This window comes from Labilibaculum sp. (assembly GCF_041595635.1).
Classification (GTDB): domain Bacteria; phylum Bacteroidota; class Bacteroidia; order Bacteroidales; family Marinifilaceae; genus Labilibaculum.
The window spans coordinates 1-22011 of record NZ_JBFHJW010000017.1; the positions used below are offsets into that span (position 1 = coordinate 1).

Annotated in this window: 15 protein-coding genes, 1 tRNA gene and 2 rRNA genes; 9 read left to right on the plus strand and 9 right to left on the minus strand. The window is 35.7% G+C overall.

Annotated features, from left to right (window positions below):
• A 5S ribosomal RNA gene (gene rrf / locus ABYT26_RS06980) occupies nt 1-100 on the plus strand; the annotation flags it as partial.
• 126 nt (nt 101-226) lie between these two features.
• A 5S ribosomal RNA gene (rrf, locus tag ABYT26_RS06985) occupies nt 227-337 on the plus strand.
• A 559-nt stretch (nt 338-896) separates the two neighbouring features.
• Here the strand turns inward: rrf (ABYT26_RS06985) and ABYT26_RS06990 are convergent.
• Nucleotides 897-970: transfer RNA gene (locus ABYT26_RS06990), tRNA-Ile, on the minus strand.
• Nucleotides 971-1070: 100 nt separating this feature from the next.
• Here ABYT26_RS06990 and ABYT26_RS06995 point away from each other — a divergent pair.
• Nucleotides 1071-1694 carry an HAD family hydrolase gene (locus ABYT26_RS06995; RefSeq protein WP_372752268.1) on the plus strand — a complete coding sequence of 208 codons (624 nt, stop codon included), beginning with the start codon at nt 1071-1073 and terminating at the stop codon, nt 1692-1694.
• Nucleotides 1695-1705: 11 nt separating this feature from the next.
• On the opposite strand, the gene ABYT26_RS07000 is transcribed toward ABYT26_RS06995, so the two are convergent.
• Together ABYT26_RS07000 and ispG are read right to left on the minus strand one after the other, a co-directional pair.
• Nucleotides 1706-2491 (minus strand): hypothetical protein, encoded by a 786-nt coding sequence (locus ABYT26_RS07000; RefSeq protein WP_372752269.1) that lies wholly within the window; start codon nt 2489-2491, stop codon nt 1706-1708.
• A gap of 67 nt (nt 2492-2558) precedes the next feature.
• Nucleotides 2559-4508 (minus strand): (E)-4-hydroxy-3-methylbut-2-enyl-diphosphate synthase, encoded by a 1950-nt coding sequence (gene ispG / locus ABYT26_RS07005; RefSeq protein ID WP_372752271.1) that lies wholly within the window; start codon nt 4506-4508, stop codon nt 2559-2561.
• Between the two features lie 147 nt (nt 4509-4655).
• Here ispG and gldA point away from each other — a divergent pair, with 147 nt between their 5' ends.
• Together gldA and metK are read left to right on the plus strand one after the other, a co-directional pair.
• A complete protein-coding gene (gene gldA / locus ABYT26_RS07010; protein ID WP_372752273.1) occupies nt 4656-5555 on the plus strand; it encodes a gliding motility-associated ABC transporter ATP-binding subunit GldA in 900 nt (299 codons plus the stop codon).
• Between the two features lie 333 nt (nt 5556-5888).
• Nucleotides 5889-7145, plus strand: coding sequence for a methionine adenosyltransferase (metK, locus tag ABYT26_RS07015; protein ID WP_372752374.1), 1257 nt, complete (start codon nt 5889-5891; stop codon nt 7143-7145).
• 181 nt (nt 7146-7326) lie between these two features.
• Here the strand turns inward: metK and ABYT26_RS07020 are convergent, their stop codons facing one another.
• Together ABYT26_RS07020 and ABYT26_RS07025 are read right to left on the minus strand one after the other, a co-directional pair.
• Entirely contained in the window at nt 7327-8331 is a 1005-nt protein-coding gene (locus tag ABYT26_RS07020) for an NAD-dependent epimerase/dehydratase family protein (RefSeq protein ID WP_372752275.1), read from the minus strand.
• Nucleotides 8332-8399: 68 nt separating this feature from the next.
• Nucleotides 8400-8810 carry an OsmC family protein gene (locus ABYT26_RS07025; RefSeq protein WP_372752277.1) on the minus strand — a complete coding sequence of 137 codons (411 nt, stop codon included), beginning with the start codon at nt 8808-8810 and terminating at the stop codon, nt 8400-8402.
• 309 nt (nt 8811-9119) lie between these two features.
• Between ABYT26_RS07025 and ileS the strand changes: the two genes are divergently transcribed.
• The 3 genes from ileS (at nt 9120) to ABYT26_RS07040 (ending at nt 13706) form a co-directional block, all read left to right on the plus strand.
• Nucleotides 9120-12563, plus strand: a complete 3444-nt coding sequence (gene ileS / locus ABYT26_RS07030; protein WP_372752279.1) for an isoleucine--tRNA ligase — start codon at nt 9120-9122, stop codon at nt 12561-12563.
• 35 nt (nt 12564-12598) lie between these two features.
• Entirely contained in the window at nt 12599-12973 is a 375-nt protein-coding gene (locus ABYT26_RS07035) for a TraR/DksA family transcriptional regulator (protein ID WP_372752281.1), read from the plus strand.
• A gap of 121 nt (nt 12974-13094) precedes the next feature.
• Nucleotides 13095-13706, plus strand: coding sequence for a lipoprotein signal peptidase (locus tag ABYT26_RS07040; protein ID WP_372752282.1), 612 nt, complete (start codon nt 13095-13097; stop codon nt 13704-13706).
• 21 nt (nt 13707-13727) lie between these two features.
• On the opposite strand, the gene ABYT26_RS07045 is transcribed toward ABYT26_RS07040, so the two are convergent.
• Together ABYT26_RS07045 and ABYT26_RS07050 are read right to left on the minus strand one after the other, a co-directional pair.
• Nucleotides 13728-14114, minus strand: coding sequence for a hypothetical protein (locus ABYT26_RS07045; protein ID WP_372752284.1), 387 nt, complete (start codon nt 14112-14114; stop codon nt 13728-13730).
• 165 nt (nt 14115-14279) lie between these two features.
• The gene (locus tag ABYT26_RS07050; protein WP_372752286.1) at nt 14280-15143 is read right to left on the minus strand and encodes a hypothetical protein; all 864 of its coding nucleotides are present in this window, start codon (nt 15141-15143) and stop codon (nt 14280-14282) included.
• 404 nt (nt 15144-15547) lie between these two features.
• On the opposite strand from ABYT26_RS07050, the gene ABYT26_RS07055 reads away from it, so the two are divergent.
• Complete coding sequence (locus ABYT26_RS07055) at nt 15548-18031, plus strand: ATP-binding protein (protein WP_372752288.1); 2484 nt, start codon at nt 15548-15550, stop codon at nt 18029-18031.
• A 4-nt stretch (nt 18032-18035) separates the two neighbouring features.
• On the opposite strand, the gene ABYT26_RS07060 is transcribed toward ABYT26_RS07055, so the two are convergent.
• Both ABYT26_RS07060 and rnr read right to left on the minus strand, forming a co-directional pair.
• The gene (locus tag ABYT26_RS07060; protein ID WP_372752290.1) at nt 18036-19388 is read right to left on the minus strand and encodes a sigma-54-dependent transcriptional regulator; all 1353 of its coding nucleotides are present in this window, start codon (nt 19386-19388) and stop codon (nt 18036-18038) included.
• Between the two features lie 164 nt (nt 19389-19552).
• A complete protein-coding gene (rnr, locus tag ABYT26_RS07065) occupies nt 19553-21730 on the minus strand; it encodes a ribonuclease R (RefSeq protein ID WP_372752292.1) in 2178 nt (725 codons plus the stop codon).
• Nucleotides 21731-22011: the final 281 nt, after the last annotated feature.

Below are 22011 nucleotides of genomic sequence, written 5' to 3' on the forward strand. Positions count from 1 at the left end.
TAGCAACGGGGTTCCACCTCTTCCCATTCCGAACAGAGAAGTTAAGCCCGTTAGCGCCGATGGTACTGCAGAGATGTGGGAGAGTAGGTCGATGCCAACCTTTAAAAGAGTCTTATTCCTTGTGGAGTGAGACTCTTTTTTGTAAGATTGATTTGTAAGGAGTAATCCTGATCATTAAATATTAAATTCTTAATTAAACGAAAAAGTTAATTAGAATTTACCTTTTTTAGGTGTTTATTGCAATAAGGTTCCACCTCTTCCCATTCCGAACAGAGAAGTTAAGCTTATTAGCGCCGATGGTACTGCAGAGATGTGGGAGAGTAGGTCGACGCCAACTTTCAAAAGAGTTTTATTCCTTATGGAGTAAAACTCTTTTTTTTTTGGAAAAAATTTTAGAGAGTTGATTCATGGAAAATTTTTAACACGTTTACAGATGTTTCATTCTTCTAGAAATCACCTTTAGATACAAGTTTTACTTCCTAATTGATTCGATGTTTATCAGGATAGGAGTTGTGTATGTTTGTAAAAACTTATTTCCTCTATTTTTAAATCTAAAGATTCTAAGCAGATCGTTTTTATTACACAGAAAGTTATTTTGATGCAGTTTTAGGTTCCAAAACAGTAAATAGGTAACTTATTATTTATTGCACTAATAAAGTCTTTAAATCAGCTTATTTGCTAATTTTTTAATTACTGGTATGATCTACAATTTGATCATCCACTTATTTGAAATTACAATTTCGTAATTTTTGTCTTTTAGACCTTAAAAATATAAGTGATATAAAGTTTTACTCCAGCAGATTTACATTATCTGCAATTTGAATTGATCCAATATTTGTATGTATCAGAAAAAACAAAGCAGCTACGAAATAATCGTAACTGCTTGATATTGGGGGTGGGCCCACATGGGCTTGAACCATGGACCCCCTGATTATGAGTCAGGTGCTCTAACCAGCTGAGCTATAGGCCCTCGAAAAACAAATATAATAAAAGCAAGCTTTTACCTTTGTTTTCGGTGTGCAATATTACATATTTGTATTGAATTATTCAACACTTGAAACAGATTTTTTATGCAAAAATACAATTCAATCCCAAATATAATTTTTGATTTTGGCGGAGTTATCCTCAATATCAATACGGATCAGGCAGTTAAGAGTTTTAAAGAAATTGGCTTATCAGATACCTCTCTTGTGAAAAAAGAATATCAAACAAATGGCTTGTTCGACCGCTTGGAGAAAGGAATGATAAGTGCCGATGAATTCCGTACTGAAATAAGAACGCATATCAATGCTACGGTAAGTGATGAACAAATTGATTCTGCATGGAATTCCATGCTTTTAGATCTTCCCTATGAGCGTTTAGAATTGTTAGGAAAATTAAAAGAGAATCACCGCTTGTTTCTTTTGAGCAACACAAATATTATACATTGGGAAGCCTATATGGGAATGATTCAAAAAGTACATGGAACCTGTCTTTCTGATTTTTTCGAAAAAGATTACTATTCCCATAATATGGGTTTAAGAAAGCCAGATCCAAAAATCTATACTTCTCTGCTTGAAAAGGAGGGACTAAAAGCTTCAGAGACGCTCTTTGTAGATGATATGCGAGCAAATATAGATGCAGCTCGATTACTGGGCTTGCAAACACATTATTTGGATTTAGAGAAGGGAGAATCTATTTTGGATTTATTTTGAATGAGTGGTAACTATTTTTTACGGAAACTGCCCATGTTATTGTCGTAATTGATATAATACAAACCATTTTGTAATTCGTCTAATTTTATTTTCTGCCCAAAACCTTTAAAAACAATATTTCCGTAGTTATCGTAAATTTCATACAAAGTTTCATGTGAGAATAGCAGTTCGTTTTTTATTTTTTCGGGTCCAAATTTAATTGCTGCCCTATTCGATTGGTATTCAAATTCTTTAGTATAGTGAGCTTCCCCAGTGTAATCGACTTGGTAAATTCGAAACCTATTTTTTCCCGAGTGTGGACGAACATCAAGTTCATAGTTATGAATTCCCGGACACCCAATTCCTTCTACTTGTCCAATGGTAATCCATTTGTTCCAGCGATATTGTTGGACGATAAATGGTAAGGAACCTAATTCACCTTTCGTTGTCCATTTCAGCAATCCACTTTCATTAACATGAGACTCTTGTAAGCTAAAAGAACTTTTGGGTTTAATGGCTTCAGGATTAATTATTTTAGGAATGCAGCCATTTTTATAGCTTAAGCTTATGATTATTTTTGTTCCAATCGGAAAATTAAATTTCGATAAATCTATTTCGAAAGCGCTGCTATTAATTTGATCAGAAGTGGTCTGACCATTTACACTGACCTCAAAGACACAAAAGCCAACTCCAGAATCGGAAAAAGGATTCATTACGTAAACATTCTTACCTAGAAAAATTCCGCTTAATTCGAGTTTGTCAGCATATGCAAAATTAAAAAGGAAAAGAAATATAAGTAATGTAATTTTGTGCTTCATTTTGCCTTAAAAATTGATCTATATGCAAGGTATAAAATATATATTGATAAGATAAATTTGCAATTACTTATTTATCAATCCAATCTCCATTTCCCTTAATTATCTCTGTAAGTTCATGAATGGCATTTTCGCTAGGAATATTTTTCTTAATTACTTCACGATTTTTGTATAAAGATACTTTTCCAGGACCAGCACCTACATATCCATAATCTACGTCTCCCATTTCGCCTGGACCATTTACGATGCAACCCATAACACCAATTTTTAGATGAGTTAAGTGAGAAAATTGCTTTTTCACTTCGGCAACAACATCTTGTAATTGAAAAAGAGTTCTTCCGCAACCGGGACAAGATACAAATTCTGTTTTTGTGGTTCGCACACGTGCAGCCTGAAGAATACCAAAGGATGTTGAATTGATCTCTTCATGTGTAAGTTCGCCATCATTATCGAGCCAAATTCCATTGCCTAGTCCATCAAAAAAGTGACTTCCCAAATCAGCGGAAGCTTTAATGTGAATGTTTTCAAGATTCGATTCTGTAAAGTTGCGTTTGAAAATAACGGGAGCTTTGCAATTGGCTTGAATTAGCCGAAAGGCAAAAGCTCGTTGTTCGGCGAAAGCATTTTGATGATTCGATGAACTGACCAATATTACTTTTTTATTCTTTGCTATTTGTTGAAGAAAATCATCTGTAAGATCGGAATAAGAGCATTCAATAAAGAAAATATCGCTTTGAAAAGCATATAGATTGATTGCTATAAATTTTTTTGCCTGAAAAAGGGGGTAGGTATTTTCGGCAAAATTATTGGCCATTTCCCAATATTCATGATCTACAATAATTCCCAATTCTCTTGGATAATCGGCAAAAACAGGATCAAATCCGTTCACAAAAAGATAATCACTAGCTAGTTTGCCTTTTTTCCATTCTAAAGTTTCAGGATTTAATTGAAAACCTGCAGCCTCTGGTAGATCGGTAGTAATGTATTTTTCGTGACTGGCATCGGTTACAACAACCGGAACTTTCGTGCTTCCTATATTGCCAACCAAATGGGTTGATCGTTTGTAAAAATCGAAAAGATCAACATCTGCATCTACTGGTTTTATAATGTTATGTCCAGTTTTTTGTGCGATGTAATCGACTAATTTTTTTCCCACTGGCGATTCAACTTCAGGATCTTCAGTGAGCGATATTCTAACGGTATCTCCAATTCCATCATTCAACAAAGCACCAGTTCCTACGGCCGATTTTATTCTACCATCTTCTCCTTCTCCAGCTTCTGTTACTCCTAAATGTAAAGGATAGTGCATGCTTTCTTTTTCCATTTCGCGAACGAGTAAACGTACGGTTTTCACCATCATTACGGTATTGCTCGATTTAATGGAAATGGCAACGTTGGGGAAGTTTTCCTCTTGGCAAATGCGCAGAAATTCTAGAGTAGCTTCTACCATTCCCCGGGGCGTATCGCCATATCGGCTCATAATTCGATCGGAAAGAGAGCCATGGTTAGTTCCAATTCTAATTGCTGTATTGTGTTCCTTGCAAATACGAAGCAAAGGGATGAATTTGCTTTTAATTTTTTCAAGGTCTTCCTGATATTTTGTTTCGCTATAGTTTGTATTGGTAAAATCAGCTCTTTTGTCGGCATAGTTTCCCGGATTGATCCGAACTTTATCGGCATATTTAGCAGCAATTAAAGCTGCCGCGGGATTAAAATGAATATCAGCAACCAAAGGAGTATGGTAGCCTCTTTTTACAAGCTCTTCTTTAATAAACTTAAGGTTTTCTGCTTCTTTGGTACCTTGAGTGGTTAATCGAACATATTCTGCTCCCGATTCAATCATTCGGATGGATTGTTCTACACTGGCTTCAATATTATTGGTATCTGTATTGGTCATCGATTGAATGCGGATGGGATTGCTTCCTCCGAGAGGAGTGGTGCCTATTTTCGATTCTGATGAGTGGCGGCGAGAGTAGTTAAACAGATCGTTGCAAAAATGTTTGTGATTCGAGAAACTCATTTCTTAGGTTTTAATTTTGAATGACAAAGGTAAGGGATAAATTTTATAAATTTGATGATCCTTACAAAGGTTGCAGAAAGAGTGCAGAGAGAATGTGTTTTTTGAGCAACTTGAAATGCCTTTGGGTAAAATCATGAATTTAACGATATGTCGATAAACGTTCAGGAAGTAAGCAAGTTGTATGGCAAGCAAAAAGCTTTGGATCATTTGAGTTTTGAAATTAAGCAAGGTGAAATAGTTGGTTTTTTGGGTCCCAATGGAGCTGGGAAGTCAACCATGATGAAAATTATTGCGGGTTCCATTCCGCAAACTTCAGGTTTGGTAGAGGTAAATGGTTTAGATGTTAGCAGTAATTCACTGGAAATTCGCAGGCAAATAGGATATCTGCCTGAGCATAATCCTTTGTATTTGGAGATGTATGTGAAGGAATATCTCGATTATGTTGCATCGATTTATAAGTTGGGAAAGAACAAGGTCAAACGGATTGCTGAAATGATTGAGCAAACAGGATTAGGTCCTGAGCAGAATAAAAAAATTGCCTCTCTTTCAAAAGGGTATCGCCAGCGAGTTGGAATTGCTCAGGCTTTAATTCATGATCCGAAAGTTCTGATTCTAGATGAACCAACTACTGGTTTGGATCCAAATCAACTGTTGGAAATTCGTAAGCTCATTCAAGAAATTGGTAAAGAAAAAACAGTGATGCTTTCTACCCATATTATGCAGGAAGTAGAAGCCTGCTGCCAGCGGGTTTTGATTGTAAACAAGGGAAATTTGGTTGCCGATAGGAACATTGATTTTCTTTCAAATTTAAAAGATTCTAAAATTGTTGAAGTGGAGTTTGAATCTAATTTTCCGACTGATTTATTAAAGAAAATTGTTGGTGTTGATTCGTATAAGTTGGTTGGTGAGAATCGTTTTTCCATTGTTTCGGCAAAAGACATCCGAAAAGATATTTTTGAATTTGCTGTTTCTAATCAGTTGGTGATTTTGGAAATGAAAACCCAATCGAAAAACTTAGAAGATATTTTCCATGAGTTAACCCTATAATTAAGACTTGCAGCTCTTTATTGGGTTGGAAGTCCCTGTTTCTCAGCTGTACTTTTTGTTAAAATGTTGTAAAAGCGAGAGCTTAGTTTTGTTTCTTTCCAAAAAAATACTTTCCTTTGCACCGAATTAAGTGGAAAGATTTGGCTGCTTGCAACCACGGAAAAAAATGCTAAATGGTGAACTATTGTGCTTTTCTGCATGTAGACAACCAACCATTGCTTTCCCGTATCGTCTACTCCGTTATTTAGTTATCGGATTTAAACAACAATGCTTGTCGATTTTATGAATTCAATTCATTCCATTGGCATTACAACTAATTATTATTTAAACATTATGGGATATTTATTCACATCAGAATCAGTTTCTGAAGGACATCCAGATAAAGTTGCTGATCAAATTTCTGATGCTTTATTGGATAAGTTTTTAGCTTTCGACCCAAATTCGAAAGTTGCTTGTGAAACAATGGTTACTACCGGACAGGTACTTCTTGCTGGCGAAGTAAAAACAAATTGTTATATCGATGCTCAGGAAGTTGCTCGCGAAGTAATCAATCGTATTGGTTACACCAAAAGCGAATACCAGTTCGATGGTACTTCTTGTGGCGTTTTGTCTGCTATTCATGAGCAGTCTCCTGATATTAACCGAGGTGTTGTTCGCGAAGATCCAATGTCGCAGGGAGCAGGCGATCAGGGAATGATGTTCGGCTATGCTTGTAAAGAAACCGATGATTATATGCCTTTATCGCTTGAGTTATCGCACCGTTTACTTATCGAGTTAGCTGCCATTCGTCGCGAAGGCAGAGAAATGACTTATCTTCGTCCTGATTCAAAATCGCAGGTTACAATTCAATATGCCGATGACAATACCATCGAAAGAGTACATACCATTGTTGTGTCAACTCAGCACGATGATTTTGGTCCGAATGACGATTTGATGTTGGCAAAAATCAAGAAAGATGTTCGAAATATTCTAATTCCACGTGTTATCAAGCAATTGCCAGAGCGCGTGCAAGCCATGTTCGATGATAATTTTATTTTGCACGTAAATCCAACAGGAAAATTCGTAATTGGTGGACCTCACGGCGATACAGGATTAACTGGTCGTAAAATTATTGTGGATACTTACGGTGGAAAAGGTGCTCACGGAGGAGGTGCATTTTCAGGAAAAGATCCTTCGAAAGTAGACCGTTCTGCAGCTTATGCAGCTCGCCATATTGCCAAAAATTTGGTAGCCGCAGGAGTAGCCGAAGAGATTTTGGTTCAACTTTCCTACGCAATTGGAGTTGCCGAGCCTGTGGGGATTTTTGTAGATACCTATGGAACTTCTAATTTATCGATAAGCAATGGTGAAATTGCCGAGAAAGTGAAAGAATTATTCGATCTTCGTCCAGCAGCTATCGAGCAGCGCTTAAAATTACGGAATCCTATTTATGAAGAATCAGCGGCTTATGGTCACATGGGACGAACACCTCGTACTGTTCTTAAAAAATTCGACTCTCCTTATTTCGATAGTGTTGAATTGGAAGTTGAACTGTTTACCTGGGAAAAGTTAGATTATCAGGAACAAGTGAAGAAAGCCTTCAATTTGTAACAAAAACAAATACAATATATTCAAAGCCATTCCAATTCTGTTGGAGTGGCTTTTTTATGCCAATTCTCGTAGTATTATTTATTTTGGGCTTTCCTTTCAGATCGGGTTTTTTGTTCCAACTCCTTCTCAATTTCTAAGCCTCATTTTTCAAATGAAAAGTTCATTAATTAATGATGGTTTTTTATTGTGGATAATGTTTTAAAGTATCTTCAATACTCTTTTTAATGGAAATAAATTCAAAACCCAAAGCTTCGGTTATTTTCCGATTGTAGTAGTGTTTTACATTGTGCGACGCGCGTGCTGTTTCTTTGGTAAAACTGTCCTGCTGAAATAGGAAGATCTTTTTCAGGTAAGCCAGTCGCCAGGCAATTTCGGTCATTTTTTTACTAGCATACTTTTTAGGACCAGGAATGTTTAATGCTTTGGCAATGCTTTTTAAAATGAATTCGAAACTGCAGTCTTCGCTGTTCAGAATAAAACGTTCATTTTTAATTTCACTATCCATTAATTCAATCATGGCTCTGCTCACATCACGAACATCAACATAGCCAGTAACACCTTTGGTGTAGTAGTTTAAACCTTTGGCAACCGAACTAAAAAGCTGAGAACTTCCTTTTTCCCATTGTCCGGGACCCAAAATAATCGATGGATTTACAATTACAGCATTCAAGCCTTCCTCAATACCTCTCCAAACTTCTAATTCAGAATTGAACTTACTGCTTGAATAGCTCGAGCGCTTTTCTTCCGGAGTCCAGGGTGTTTGCTCGTTAACTGTATTTTCACCTTCTTCGGGCGAGCCCAAAGAAGCAATGGAACTCACCATGCAAAATTTTCTGATTTTTGCTTCCAAACATTCATTTACAATATTTCGGGTACCCAACACATTAATATCCTGAAGTTTTTTAAAATCATTTTTTTTAAAGGAAACCAGGGCAGCGCAATGGTAAACTTCCTTAATATCTTTAAGTGCATCTTCCAGCGAAAGTGGATCCAATACATCGCCATCGAACCATTCAATGCGTTCGAAAAGTTCGTTTGCATTTTTGGTGTAGTATGCAAAAGTATTGCGCACCAATTCAGTATTACTGCTTTGTCTTTTTAAAGCGCGAACTTTTTTCCCTTTCGAAAGCAAATCAAATATAAGATGCGAGCCTACAAGACCCGTTCCTCCAGTAACTAAAATCATTATAATGAATGAGGTTTATTGTGAAAGTGGCAAAAAATAATGATACATTTATTTTCTTCTGATAAGAATTATTTTGGCCAATTTAATTTGATGCTTTGCGTCATTTGCGAATGAACACTTAAGGGCACAGGACTGGTTCCTGCTACACTTTCAATAATCTTTTTTTCTTCGGCGGTGTATTTTTTGTCTGGAAAGTTGAACTCTACAATTACCTCCGATACTCTTCTCGGATCGCTGGCCATGATCTTTGTAATGTCTATTTCGGTGCCAACAATATCTATGTTGTTATCGCGAGCCACAATTCCCATAATGGTCATGATACAGGATCCCAACGAGGTAGCCAATAAATCAGTAGGCGAAAATGCTTCTCCTTTGCCTTGATTATCAGTAGGTGCGTCGGTGAAAATTTTGTTGCCCGATTGCAAATGAATACACTCAGTTCGTAAATTGCCCAGGTATTTTGATTTTATAGTTGGCATCTTGATTTTTATTTAGAATTTAAAGCTAAATATATTTAATAATTTCGGATTATGGGCAATTGGTTGGTTGCTTAACGAACTTCCTTTTTGTGAATTGATTATTTTACTCCTACTCCCTTGATTCTGCAATCACTATGCCCGTCAATTCTTGTATTTTTTCTATATTTGTAAACTTTTTAAATAAAACACGATAATTTAAATCGGAATAGTAACGATAATCATTTGTTAGTCAGTACCTGTTTAGTATCCAGAAAAGCGTTAACAATTGAGAATCGATATTAGCGAATTCAAGATAAATATTACAAGTAAATGAGCACGAAATTCCCAGAGTACAAGAATCTTGATCTTTCACAGATCAACAAGAATATTCTAAAAGATTGGAAGGAAAAAAACACATTTGAGAAGAGTTTGGAAACTCGTGAAGGGAATCCTACTTTTGTTTTTTACGAAGGACCCCCTTCTGCGAATGGTATGCCTGGTATTCACCATGTTATGGCACGTGCTCTTAAAGATATTGTTTGTAGATACAAAACTCTTAAAGGATTTCAGGTAAACCGTAAAGCGGGTTGGGATACTCATGGTTTACCTGTAGAACTAGGAGTTGAAAAAGAATTGGGTATTACAAAAGAAGACATTGGAAAGAAAATTTCTGTTGATGATTACAACAATGCTTGTCGTACCAATGTGATGAAATACACCCGTGAGTGGGAAGAGTTGACTTCAAAAATGGGTTATTGGGTAAATATGGAAGAGCCATATATTACTTACGATAATCGTTACATTGAAACACTTTGGTGGTTGTTAAAGCAAATGTTCGAAAAAGATTTGCTTTACAAAGGATATACCATCCAACCCTTTTCGCCTGCTGCAGGTACTGGTTTATCAACCCACGAGTTAAATCAGCCAGGTTGTTATAAGGATGTGAAAGATACTACCGCGGTTGGTATGTTTAAAATAGCTCGCGATGCAAAGAGTGAGTTCCTTTATGAAGGTTTAGATTGCGATGCTTACTTTATTGCATGGACAACTACTCCATGGACACTTCCATCGAATACAGCTTTGGCCGTTGGTCCTAAAGTAGATTATCTTCGTGTACGCACTTTTAATCCATACACTGGAAAACCTTGTGCTGTACTTATTGCCAAAGATTTATTCCACAATTTCTTCGATAAAAAATATGAAGGTCTTGAGTTGGGAGAGTACAAAGCGGGCGATAAGCGATTGACTTATAAAACCCTTTCGGAGCACAAAGGAACCGACTTAGAAGGAATCAAATACGAACCAATTATGCCTTTGGTGAAACCAGAGGGTGGTGACGCTTTTCGTGTAATTTTAGGTGATTTTGTAACTACTGAAGATGGTACGGGTATTGTTCACATTGCGCCAACTTTTGGTGCCGATGATGATAGAGTTGCCAAAGCTGCTGGTATTTCTCCACTTATCCTTCGCGATAAAGATGGAAAAATGCAACCAATGGTTGATCGTACGGGTAAATTCTTCAATATCGAAGATCTTGATGAGGAATTCGTGAAGAATTTTGTAGATGTAGAAGCTTATGGTGAGTATGCTGGTCGTTTTGTGAAGAATGCTTACGATCCAAACTTAACCGATAAGGATGCTACTTTGGATATTGATATTGCTGTAGCCTTGAAAAAAGAGAGCTTGGCTTTCAAAGTAGAGAAACACGTCCACAACTATCCTCATTGTTGGAGAACCGATAAACCAATTCTGTACTATCCATTGGATTCTTGGTTTATTCAAACAACAAAAGTTCGCGATCGCATGATCGAACTCAATAAAACCATTAACTGGAAACCTAAATCAACTGGTGAGGGGCGTTTTGGAAAATGGTTAGAGAACCTACAAGATTGGAACCTTTCTCGTTCTCGTTACTGGGGAACTCCGTTACCAATTTGGGTGAGCGAAGATCGTACTGAAATTAAATGCATTGGTTCGGTTGCTGAACTAAAAGCGGAAATCGAGAAATCGATAGCTGCAGGTTTCATGACCGAAAATATTTTAGCTGATTACGTAGAGGGTGATAACAGCAAAGAGAACTACGAAAAATTCGATTTGCACCGTCCTTATGTTGATGGTTTGTTCCTGGTAAGTGAAACAGGACAAAAATTGGTTCGTGAACTCGATTTAATTGATGTTTGGTTCGATTCAGGAGCTATGCCTTATGCACAGCAACATTACCCATTTGAAAATAAAGAGAATTTCGACAAGTTGTTCCCAGCTCAGTTTATTGCTGAAGGTGTCGATCAAACTCGTGGATGGTTCTTTACCTTGCACGCAATTGCAACCATGTGTTTCGATGGTGTTGCTTTCGAAAACATCATTTCTAACGGATTGGTATTGGATGCAAAAGGAAACAAAATGTCGAAGCGTCATGGAAATGCAGTCGATCCTTTTACAACCATTGAAAAATATGGATCAGACCCATTGCGTTGGTATATGATTACCAATGCTCAACCATGGGATAACTTGAAATTTGATTTAGGTGGTGTTGAAGAAGTTCGTCGTAAATTCTTTGGTACTCTATACAATACTTATAGTTTCTTTCAATTATATGCTAACATCGATGGATTTACTTATTCCGAAGCTGATGTTCCAATGGAAGAACGTCCTGAGATTGATCGTTGGGTTCTTTCTCTATTGAATTCATTGATTAAGGAAGTGGAGGAGTGTTACGAAGCTTATGAGCCAACTCGTGCAGGTAGATTAATTCAGGATTTTGTGAATGAAAACCTATCGAATTGGTACGTTCGTTTGTGTCGTAAGAGATATTGGGGAGGAGAATATTCTACCGATAAAATTTCTGCTTATCAGACTCTTTACCGTTGCTTAGAAACCATCTCTGTTTTGGCTTCACCAATTGCTCCTTTCTACATGGATCAGTTGTTTCAAGATTTGAATGCTGCTACAGGTCGTTATACCGAGGAATCTGTTCATTTGGTAGATTTTCCTAAGTACGATGCCGAAGTTATCGATAAAGCTCTAGAAGAGCGCATGGATATGGCTCAGAAGATTTCTTCTATGTCTTTAGGCTTGCGTCGTAAAGTGAAGATTCGTGTTCGTCAGCCATTGCAGAAAATCATCATTCCTATTTTGGATGAAACAATGGTTCCTCAATTGGAAGCCATTAAACATATCGTTCTGTCCGAAATTAATGTGAAAGAAATGGAGTTCATTACTGATACTTCAGGTGTTTTGGTGAAAAAAATCAAGCCTAATTTTAAGACTTTAGGTCCTAAACATGGTAAGATTATGAAACAAATTGCAGCTGCTATCAGTAAAATGACTCAGGAAGATATTGTTGCTTTCGAAAAAGCAGAAAGTTTTGACATCACTGTAAATGACGAGAACATTAGCTTAACACTCGAAGATGTTGAAATTATTTCAGAGGATATTCCAGGCTGGTTAGTGGCTAATGAAGGCAAATTGACCGTTGCAATGGATGTAAATATTACTGATGAATTACATAAAGAAGGTATTGCTCGTGAGTTTATCAATCGAATTCAAAATCTAAGAAAAGACAGTGATTTTGATGTAACTGATAAAATAAAACTTGAAATTATGAAGCATGAATCGATTAATGAAGCGGTTCTAACTCACAAGGAATATATTGGAAGCCAGACTCTTGCGATTAGTGTGGAATTGATAGAAAAGTTATCGGAAAATGAAGCTAAAGCAGTAGAGATTGAGCCAGGTGTAGAGAGCTTTATTAAGATTGAAAAAGTTAGCGAATAATCGATTTTTTGTTATCTTTAAAAAAAATTGAAACAATGGCAGAAAAGAAGCGATATACAGATGAGGAATTGCAGGAATTCAAAGAATTGATCAATGTAAAACTTGCAAAAGCGAAAAAAGATTACGTGACATTAAAAGCCGTAATCTCGAATAGTTCAGGAAACGATACTGAAGATACTTCACCAACCTTTAAAGTGTTAGAGGAAGGAGCATCAACAATGTCGAAGGAAGAAGCTGGACGTTTGGCCGAGCGCCAAGCTAAGTTTATATCTCATCTGGAATTAGCTTTATTGCGTATTCAAAATAAAACCTATGGCATTTGCCGCGAAACAGGTAATTTAATCGCTAAAGAAAGACTACGTGCTGTTCCTCATGCTACATTAAGTATTGAGGCTAAAAACAAGCAGTAAGATATAGCATAGAATATAATTAATGATTGGAAGAATATTCTTCCAATCATTTTTATTTAATGCACTCAGATTTTATTTGATTCTGAAAAATAGATTTGCAGTAAACGTTTAAATATTCAACATGTCTTTATTTAAGAAATCGGTAGCACTTATTGTGGTACTTCTGGTTTTGGATCAGGTAGTAAAAATTTGGATCAAAACACATATGATGCTCGGCGAAGAGTTTTCGGTGTTTGGAGATTGGTTCCTTGTTCATTTTATTGAAAATAATGGAATGGCATTTGGAATGGAATTGGAAGGCGAATGGGGCAAAATACTTTTGAGTTTGTTTCGGATTTTTGCCGTTTGTGGTATTGGTTGGTATCTCTACGATATTTGTAGCAAGAAAGCTCCTTTAGGACTCATTGTTTCAATTACCTTGATTTTTTCAGGAGCCATGGGAAATATTATCGATAGCGCATTTTATGGATTAATTTTTAATGATAGCTACTATCAGGTTGCAACCTTTCTGCCTGAAGCAGGTGGTTATTCATCCTTTTTGCATGGTAAGGTAGTTGATATGCTTTATTTTCCTTTGTTGGAAGGAAGATTTCCTGATTGGCTACCTTTGTGGGGGGGTGAACATTATATTTTCTTTCGCCCGGTATTTAACATTGCAGATTCTTACATTACCATAGGAGTTAGTTTTATTCTCCTGTTTCAACGAAAATATTTCATTAAAGAACACAAATAAAAAAAGCCCGTTAGGGCTTTTTTAGGATTTAGCCTTAGCGGCTTTTCTTTTTCGTTGTGCTTTAAAATACAGTATTTGGCTGCGTAAACTCCAAATTCCACCCAGAATAATTAATAGAAAAATCCATTGTTTGCGTCCCCATCCGGCATCTCCTAAAACGCCCTTTAGCAACATCACAACCGACATGATAATTAGTAAACTTGTAACTAAAGCTGCCACATGTCCAATAGCTGCATTCTCCTTTTGAATTCCTGCAGTGCAAAAAAAGAGTATCAGTCCAAAAAAGGTAGGAATTAAGGCTGTAAATTGCCAATCTCCAACTTCCAGATATCTTGCAGTGAATCCGAGTAATCCTACTATTAAAAGGATTATTGAATAAATCTTATTGATTTGGTAAGTTTCTTTCATGAGTCTTATTTTTATTTAAATTAAATATAAATACTAAATTACAAAAACTCATTAACATTCAAAAGAGCTTTAGAGGCTATCATTTTTAGAAATGATAAAGCATAAGAAAGGCTGCCACTCCTGACAGCCTTTCTTGGACAACCTTAAAACTCAACCATGTATTGATTATCTGACCGCTACAACCAAATATTTTGAAGATTTCCAGAATTCTACTGGATCAAGAATCGTAATTCCTTCAACTGTTTCAGCTCCCTCAACCTTATAAGAGCTACTTGGATGATTGGTTACAAAACTAATCTTCTTCCCGATTACAGGAATTGTGTTTGTTTGGGTGATATCAATTTTTTCAAATTCACTTGTATCAAAATCTTTATTAAGAATAGCAGTTTTTCCAATTCCAATAAAGCCACCGTCTTTCGAAATGATGTTTTTATCTTGTAATTCCTTGCTGGTTCCAAATACATAGTATGCAGTATTTAGTTCATTTGTTGCATTCTCAATTACTTTCGTTTTATTCTCATTTTCTGTATTTAAAGCTAATACAGTTCCACTTAACTCAGTAACTTGTCCGCTTAAATTGTCAATTTCTATGTTTAGTTTCGCAACTTTCTCATTCAATTGTACAATTTCACCTTCTTTAGTCTGTAATTCTGTTTTCAGACGATCGGTTAATTTGCGTAGCTTCGAATTTTGATACCAGCTATTATTTAATTTTTTATCTAGTTCTTCAATTTTTAATTTATTCTGCTCTATTAAATTATTAATCGAAGTTAAATCACTTGCAATTCTTTGCTTTTGCGATTGATTTGGATTCTCCGAGTTAACTGCAATAATATTTTCTTTTTGCTTAATAATTTCAAGATTTTCTTCAATCGTATTTAATGATCCAATGAATTCATTAATAGAAGAGTCTTTTTCCTGAGCCATAACAGTTAGTTGTTGATTTTGCTCTCGAAGTTGTTTCAACTCTTTTTGGTTACATGAGATGAAAAATGGAACAATCAACAGTGCTATAAAAATACGTTTCATAAGTTATTTTTTAGAGATTTTGTTTCGTGTCTTTTTCTTTACATATGTGAATATCATGCCAAGAACTTTTTTTCATTCATTTTTTTCTTAGAAATAGGTTTAAGTGTCAGATTTATAGTGTTTAAATTGCTTTAATGATTCTACGTATCGCACAAATTGTTTTAATTAGTAAAAGGGCTATGGGGAATACATCCCCATTTTCGGGGATAAAATACACAGTTTACAATAAGTATTTAGAAGTTTTGAATTCAAATCATCTGAAATTGACTTAAAAATTCTTACTAACTTTAGCCTACTGAAAGTAAGTAGAATAGCACTAAAATTAGTCCATACATATTAAGATGGTAACAGAGGGTAAAAGTAATGTTAAAGTAAAGGTTGTCTTAGGGTATATATTTGTATTCTTGGCAATTATAGCATCTGTGTTTATTGCTTACCAGTCTTATAATAGACTTCTCGATTCGGTAGTGTTTTTATCGAAACCAGATGCGGAAATCGCTAGAATGAATCGAATTCTTACCAATTTATCAGAGGCCGAAAATAAGATTAGAATTTATTCATTAACTAAAAAGGAACGCTACTTGGCTGATTACGCCGAAAATATTATTGACATTCAGAATGATTTGGATTCGTTACGGAATTTTAGCGTCGATAGTAAGTCTTTTTTATTAATTGATTCCATGAATTTTTTATTGGAGGAGCGAGCTGATAAATTGGAAAAGTTTGTTGAACTTAAGCGATCCAAAGAGAAGGAGAATTTATCACAAAAAGCCATCGATCAGCTTAGTGAAGTTTCTGATGCGGCAAAAACAAAAATTAAAACCACAACTACCACTACTACCTTTCTAGATACGGTGCTTAGTCCGTCTGAGGTGAAAAATGAAAAAAGAAAGGGCTTTGTAGCTCGTCTTTTTAGTGGAAAGAAAGTAGAAACAAAAATTGATTCCATAGAGACTGTTATTAAGCGCACGCAAGTAAAAATAGATACCAGTTATTTGCCACAGTCTGATAGTTTGCTGAGAAGTTTGGAGAATATGTTACTCGTTGCTCAGGCTAAGGAGAGATTAAATAGAGAGATTGTTTCGAATGAAGAATTGCGCCTTGTAGAGGAAAATTCTTTGATGTGGGATCAAATTAAAGTTTTACTTCATCAGTTAGAGGAAGAACGACTTCAGCAATTAACTCATGAATCGGAAAGTGCAAAGGAGATTGCAAATCGTTCTATTTTTTTGATTTCAATCATTATTATTGTAGGATTTGTACTGGGAATCTTATTCATTATTTTTATTCTTACCGATATCACGAAAAGTAATTTTTATCGAAAAGAACTTTTTGTAGCGAAGGGAAAAGCCGAAAAATTGGCCAAAGTGAAGGAGGACTTTTTAGCAACAATGAGTCATGAAATTAGAACTCCTCTAAATGCTATCATTGGTTTTACCAATCAGCTTACGAAAACAAAATTGGAAGACCAGCAGCAAAGCTTTGTTCGTGTTTTGAAAAATTCATCGACTCATTTGTTGGGTATAGTGAACGAAATTCTCGATTTATCGAAAATTGAAGCTGGAAAGCTACACATCGAAAAAATCCCATTTCATCCTTATTCACTGGTTTTTGATGCTTACGACATTTTAAAAATAAATGCTGATAATAAGAAGGTTGACTTTAGCTTGGACTATGAAGGAAACGATAAAATAAATTTGGAGAGTGATCCGTTTCGAATCAAACAGATTATACTAAATTTAGGAAGTAATGCCATTAAATTTACCAATAAGGGTTCTGTTAGCATTAAAGTATCGGTGACTCCCAAAGGAAAGCTCTTTTCATTTGAAGTAGATGTTGTGGATACGGGAATTGGAATTGAGGAGAGTAAATTGGAAACTATTTTTGAGGATTTTAGTCAGGCTGATTCTTTTTCGGCTAGAAAATATGGCGGTACAGGATTGGGACTTGCCATAAGCAGAAGATTAGCACGATTATTAGGTGGCGATTTGAATGTGGAAAGTAAGTTGGGCGAAGGATCTTGTTTCAGCTTAAAAATTCCATTGATGGAATCGAAAAAAAAGGTCGTCGATCGTAAAGAAATAAAGAAAAAAGAAATGCCAGATTTTTTGAAAAACAAATCATTTCTGGTAGCTGATGACGATCCGTATAGTTTGCTCTTGTTAAAAAGTATTTTCTCAGATTGGGGATTGAAAGCCGATTTTGTGGAGAATGGAGTGAAGGCTTTCCAATTGGTAAATCAGCAGGTTTATGATTTGATTCTTACCGATATTCATATGCCTGAAATGGGCGGCATTGAACTTTGTAGAAGGATCCGAAAATTAGATCAAAACAATAAATCGGAAGTCCCAATTATTGCCTTAACTGCTAATGTAAGAGAATCGGATTTACAGGAATACATTGCTTCGGGAATGACCGAATGTCTGGTAAAACCATTTGACGAGCTATTACTTATTAAAATGCTTCACGATTTGTTTGGCTCCGATGATGGGGAAAATATTGAGGTGCAAAATACTTCTTCTGCTGTAAAATCTAATCAACTGTTTGATTTAAGTCAGATTCAGCAATTTACTGCTGAGGATGAGGAATTATTGAATCAGGTTTTGGCACAGTTTATTGAATCGGCTCATGAAAATATTGAATTAATGAGCAAAGCCTTGCGGGAAGAAAACTATTTAATGATAGGGGAAATTGCTCATAAAATGTTGTCGTCTTTCAATCAGCTTAAAGTAATAAAAGTGGTTCCTATTCTATTGCAATTAGAAGCTTTTCTTCATAAAAAAGAAGAGGCTAAGATTTCACACGAACAGGTAAAGAAATGGATTGATGAGCTTATTGTCAACACGAAAAAGGTAACATCCTCCATTCAGGAGGAGATGTCAGCCTAATGATTTACATATCAATTTTGTATTGCTTTATTTTATTGTATAAGGTTTTGCGGTCGATATTCAGCATTCGTGCAGCTTTTGATTTGTTGTAGTTCACTTTTTGAAGGGTGGAAATGATTAGTTCTTTCTCATTGATGGCTTGAATTAATTTCAAATCGGAACCTTCTAAAATTGCCGTATTGCTATTGTTTTCATTTAAAATTTCGTTAGGCAAACTAATTATTTCTACCTTTCTTTCCGGGCTCAGTAAAACAGATCTTCTCACCACATTTCGGAGTTCTCGAAGGTTTCCTGGCCAGGAGTAAGATTTGAATTTTTCAATTACTTCAGGGCTAAATTCAGCAACAGTTTTGTTGAGTTCCTCATTTGATAATTCGAGAAAATAATTGGCAAACAATTCTATGTCTTCAATTCTGTTTCGCAGCGCAGGAACCGTAATTTTAAATTCGTTTAAGCGATGATATAAATCCTCCCTAAAATTGCCTTTGTTTACCGATACAGAAAGATCTTCGTTAGTTGCTACTACAATGCGAACATCAACGTCTATATCTTTATTGCTTCCTATTCGGCGAACTTTTCGTTCCTGCAATGCTCGTAAAAGTTTCACCTGAATTTCGTACGATAAATTCCCGATTTCATCTAAAAACAAAGTGCCGCCCTCAGCTGCTTCAAATTGACCCTCTTTGTCGTTTATTGCTCCCGTAAATGAGCCTTTTATGTGACCAAATAATTCGCTTCCAGCCAAGTCGGTCGATAAAGCACCACAATCGACAGCAACAAATGCTTTCTTTTTGCGCTTACTATCGTAGTGAATTCGTTGTGCAGCAATTTCTTTTCCTGTACCACTTTCTCCTTCTATAATTACCGACATATCAGTAGGAGCCACTAATTTAATGTATTGATCGATTTGCTGGGAATTAGAACTTTTCCCACGAACAAAATTTACTTCTTCGTTCTTCTTTTTTTCTTTTGATTTTTGAGCGCTTTTTTGCTCTGATGATTTTTCTAGAGCTGAATTAATTAGCAATAAAATTTCATCAGGATTAAGCGGCTTGGTCACATATTCGTAGGCACCCATTTTAATAGCATTAACAGCTGTTCTAATATCAGCATAGGATGTCATGATAATAACAGGCATCTGAGGATGCATGGATTTAATTTTTTGCAGAAGTTCTAATCCATCAAAATCGGGTAAACGAAAATCACTTAAAACAAGATTAAATTGATTGTTTTCTAACTTTTTTAACGCTTCGCCAGCCGAGAATACTGCATCAGCATCAAAGCTTTTCCTTTTAAGTAAAGCTTGAAGCATCATGCATATCGTTGGATCATCATCAATTACTAAAATCTTCTTCATGCTAGTGGTAAGCTGGTTAATGTATCTTTTAATCAAAATTACATAAAAAGAGTGGATGAATGAAATGCTCCTCTTTAATTCAATAATAGTAAACTCTATTCGTTTGCCAGATTTACAATGCAATAAAGGTCGGTAATCATTGCTGAATCCGACCTTCTCTTTTTTTACAGAAAAGAATTATATTTTTTTTCAGAATCAGCGAGTACAAAATCCAGTTGTTTAGCTATTAAATTGGCTTTGGCAACTAAAATATTTACTTTATCGCCCAATTGATATATTTTCCGGTGATTGCGTCCAACAATGCAATAGTTGTCCTCATCAAATTCGTAGAAATCATCTTCCAATTCGCGAATGGATACCATTCCTTCGCATTTATTTTCATCTAATTCTACGTAAAATCCCCATTCGGTTACTCCTGATATGGTTCCAATAAATTCTTGTCCCAGATGTTCCTGCATGAATTCTACTTGCTTGTATTTGATAGAAGCTCGTTCGGCTTGAGCAGCTCTTTGCTCCATCTCACTACAATGCTGGCAATATTCTTCGTATTTATCTTTGTTTACCGATTTTGCTCCCGAGAAGTATTTTTCCAACAATCGGTGAACCATCATGTCGGGATATCTTCTAATTGGTGAGGTAAAATGCGAATAGTAGTCGAAATGCAATCCGTAGTGGCCAATGTTTACAGTTGAATATTCGGCCTTAGCCATGGAACGTATGGCTAGAGTTTCTACTAAATTTTGAATGCTTTCTCCTTTAACGTCATGCAGTAAAGTATTTAATGATGTCGATATTGCACTGGCGCTGCTGGTTTTAAGTCCGTAACCAAATTTTTGTATGAACTGATTGAAAGAGTTTAGTTTTTCAGGGTTTGGTTGGTCGTGAGTTCTGTAAACAAAGGTTTTGGCTGTTTTTCCTTTTGCAACGCGGCCTATTGTTTCGGCTACACGACGGTTTGCCAAAAGCATGAATTCTTCAATTAACTTATTCGAGTCTTTCGATTCTTTAAAGTAAACGCGGGTTGGTTTTCCATCTTCGTCAATTTCAAATTTTACTTCGAAACGTTCAAAATCGATGGCTCCTTTTTTGAATCTTTTTTTGCGAAGAATCTTAGCCAATTTATCTAGCTCTAGAACTTCTTCCTGAAAATCTCCCTGACCTGTTTCTATAATTTCCTGAGCTTCTTCATAAGTAAATCTGCGGTTCGAGTTGATAATTGTTTTACCAATCCAGGTTGAAATAACTTCAGCTTTGTCATTCATCTCGAAAACAGCAGAAAAGGTTAACTTTTCTTCATTAGGACGCAAAGAACAAACTCCGTTGGATAAACGTTCAGGCAACATAGGAACGACTCTGTCAACCAGATAAACAGAAGTTGCTCTATCGAATGCTTCCTGTTCAATAATGCTTCCTTTTCGCACGTAATGCGTTACATCAGCAATGTGAACACCAATTTCCCAATTCCCATTTTCAAGTGTTCTGATAGACAGAGCATCATCGAAATCTTTTGCGTCATGTGGATCGATAGTAAAAGTGGTTACATTTCTAAAATCCTGACGGCGACCAATTTCTTCTGCACTAATTTCATCAGAAATATGCTCGGCGGCTTCGTTTACATTTTCGGGGAAAATATGAGGCAGATCAAATTCGGCTAAGATGGCATGCATCTCGGTATTGTTATCGCCTGGTTTTCCTAGAACTGTAGTAACTTGACCAACCGGATTTTTCGATTTTTTAGGCCATTCAATGATTTGCACAATTGCTTTATCGCCATTTTGAGCGCCATTTAACTTGGCCAAGGGAATAAAGATATCGTATGGCATTTGTTTTCCAGATGAAACTAGGAATGCGTAGTTTTTAGAAAGGTCGATAATACCAACAAATGAGGTCTTTTTCCTTTTAACAATTTCAATAACCTCTCCTTCTGGCTGCTTGCTCTTTTTACGAGCATAAAGAGAAACTTTAACAATATCGCCATGCAAAGCTCTGTTTAAATTAGCTTGCGATACAAAAACATCTTCTTCAATTTCTTCGGATACGATAAATGCAGCTCCGCGAGCAGTCATGTCTACTTTACCTGTTATATGGCCAGTTTTCGATTTGGATTTATATTTTCCTGTTGAGACTTCACTTAAAAGGTCTAAATCAACCAAATCGCTAAGAACTCCAACTACGAGCTGTTTTGTGCCCATGTCTTTAATTCCTAATTCGCTTGAAATTTGTTTGTAGTTGAATGTTTTTGTAGGATTTTGAGCGAATATTCCATCAATCAGTTTTGCTAGATTTTGGCGGTTATATTTTGGACTTCCTTTTCTATGTTCTTTTTTATTTTTTTTTGACATTTCTTTAATTTTGTAATTCCACTATTCAATTGATCTAGTATAAGTTCATAGCTTTAAAGTAAGAATAAAAAATGTATTTTGATTGTCTATAACAATAATACATGATTAAGATTTTCTTATGAGCATAAGATCGGCATTTATTCTATTTAAATTAGATCAATTTCTATATAAAATTTCGTTGTTATTTTCTTTGTTGATTTTCCTTTACATTCAATGAGGAAGATGAATGTATTCTAATAATATTGCTGATGATGCTAAGTGCAAATAAGGATATTGGATAG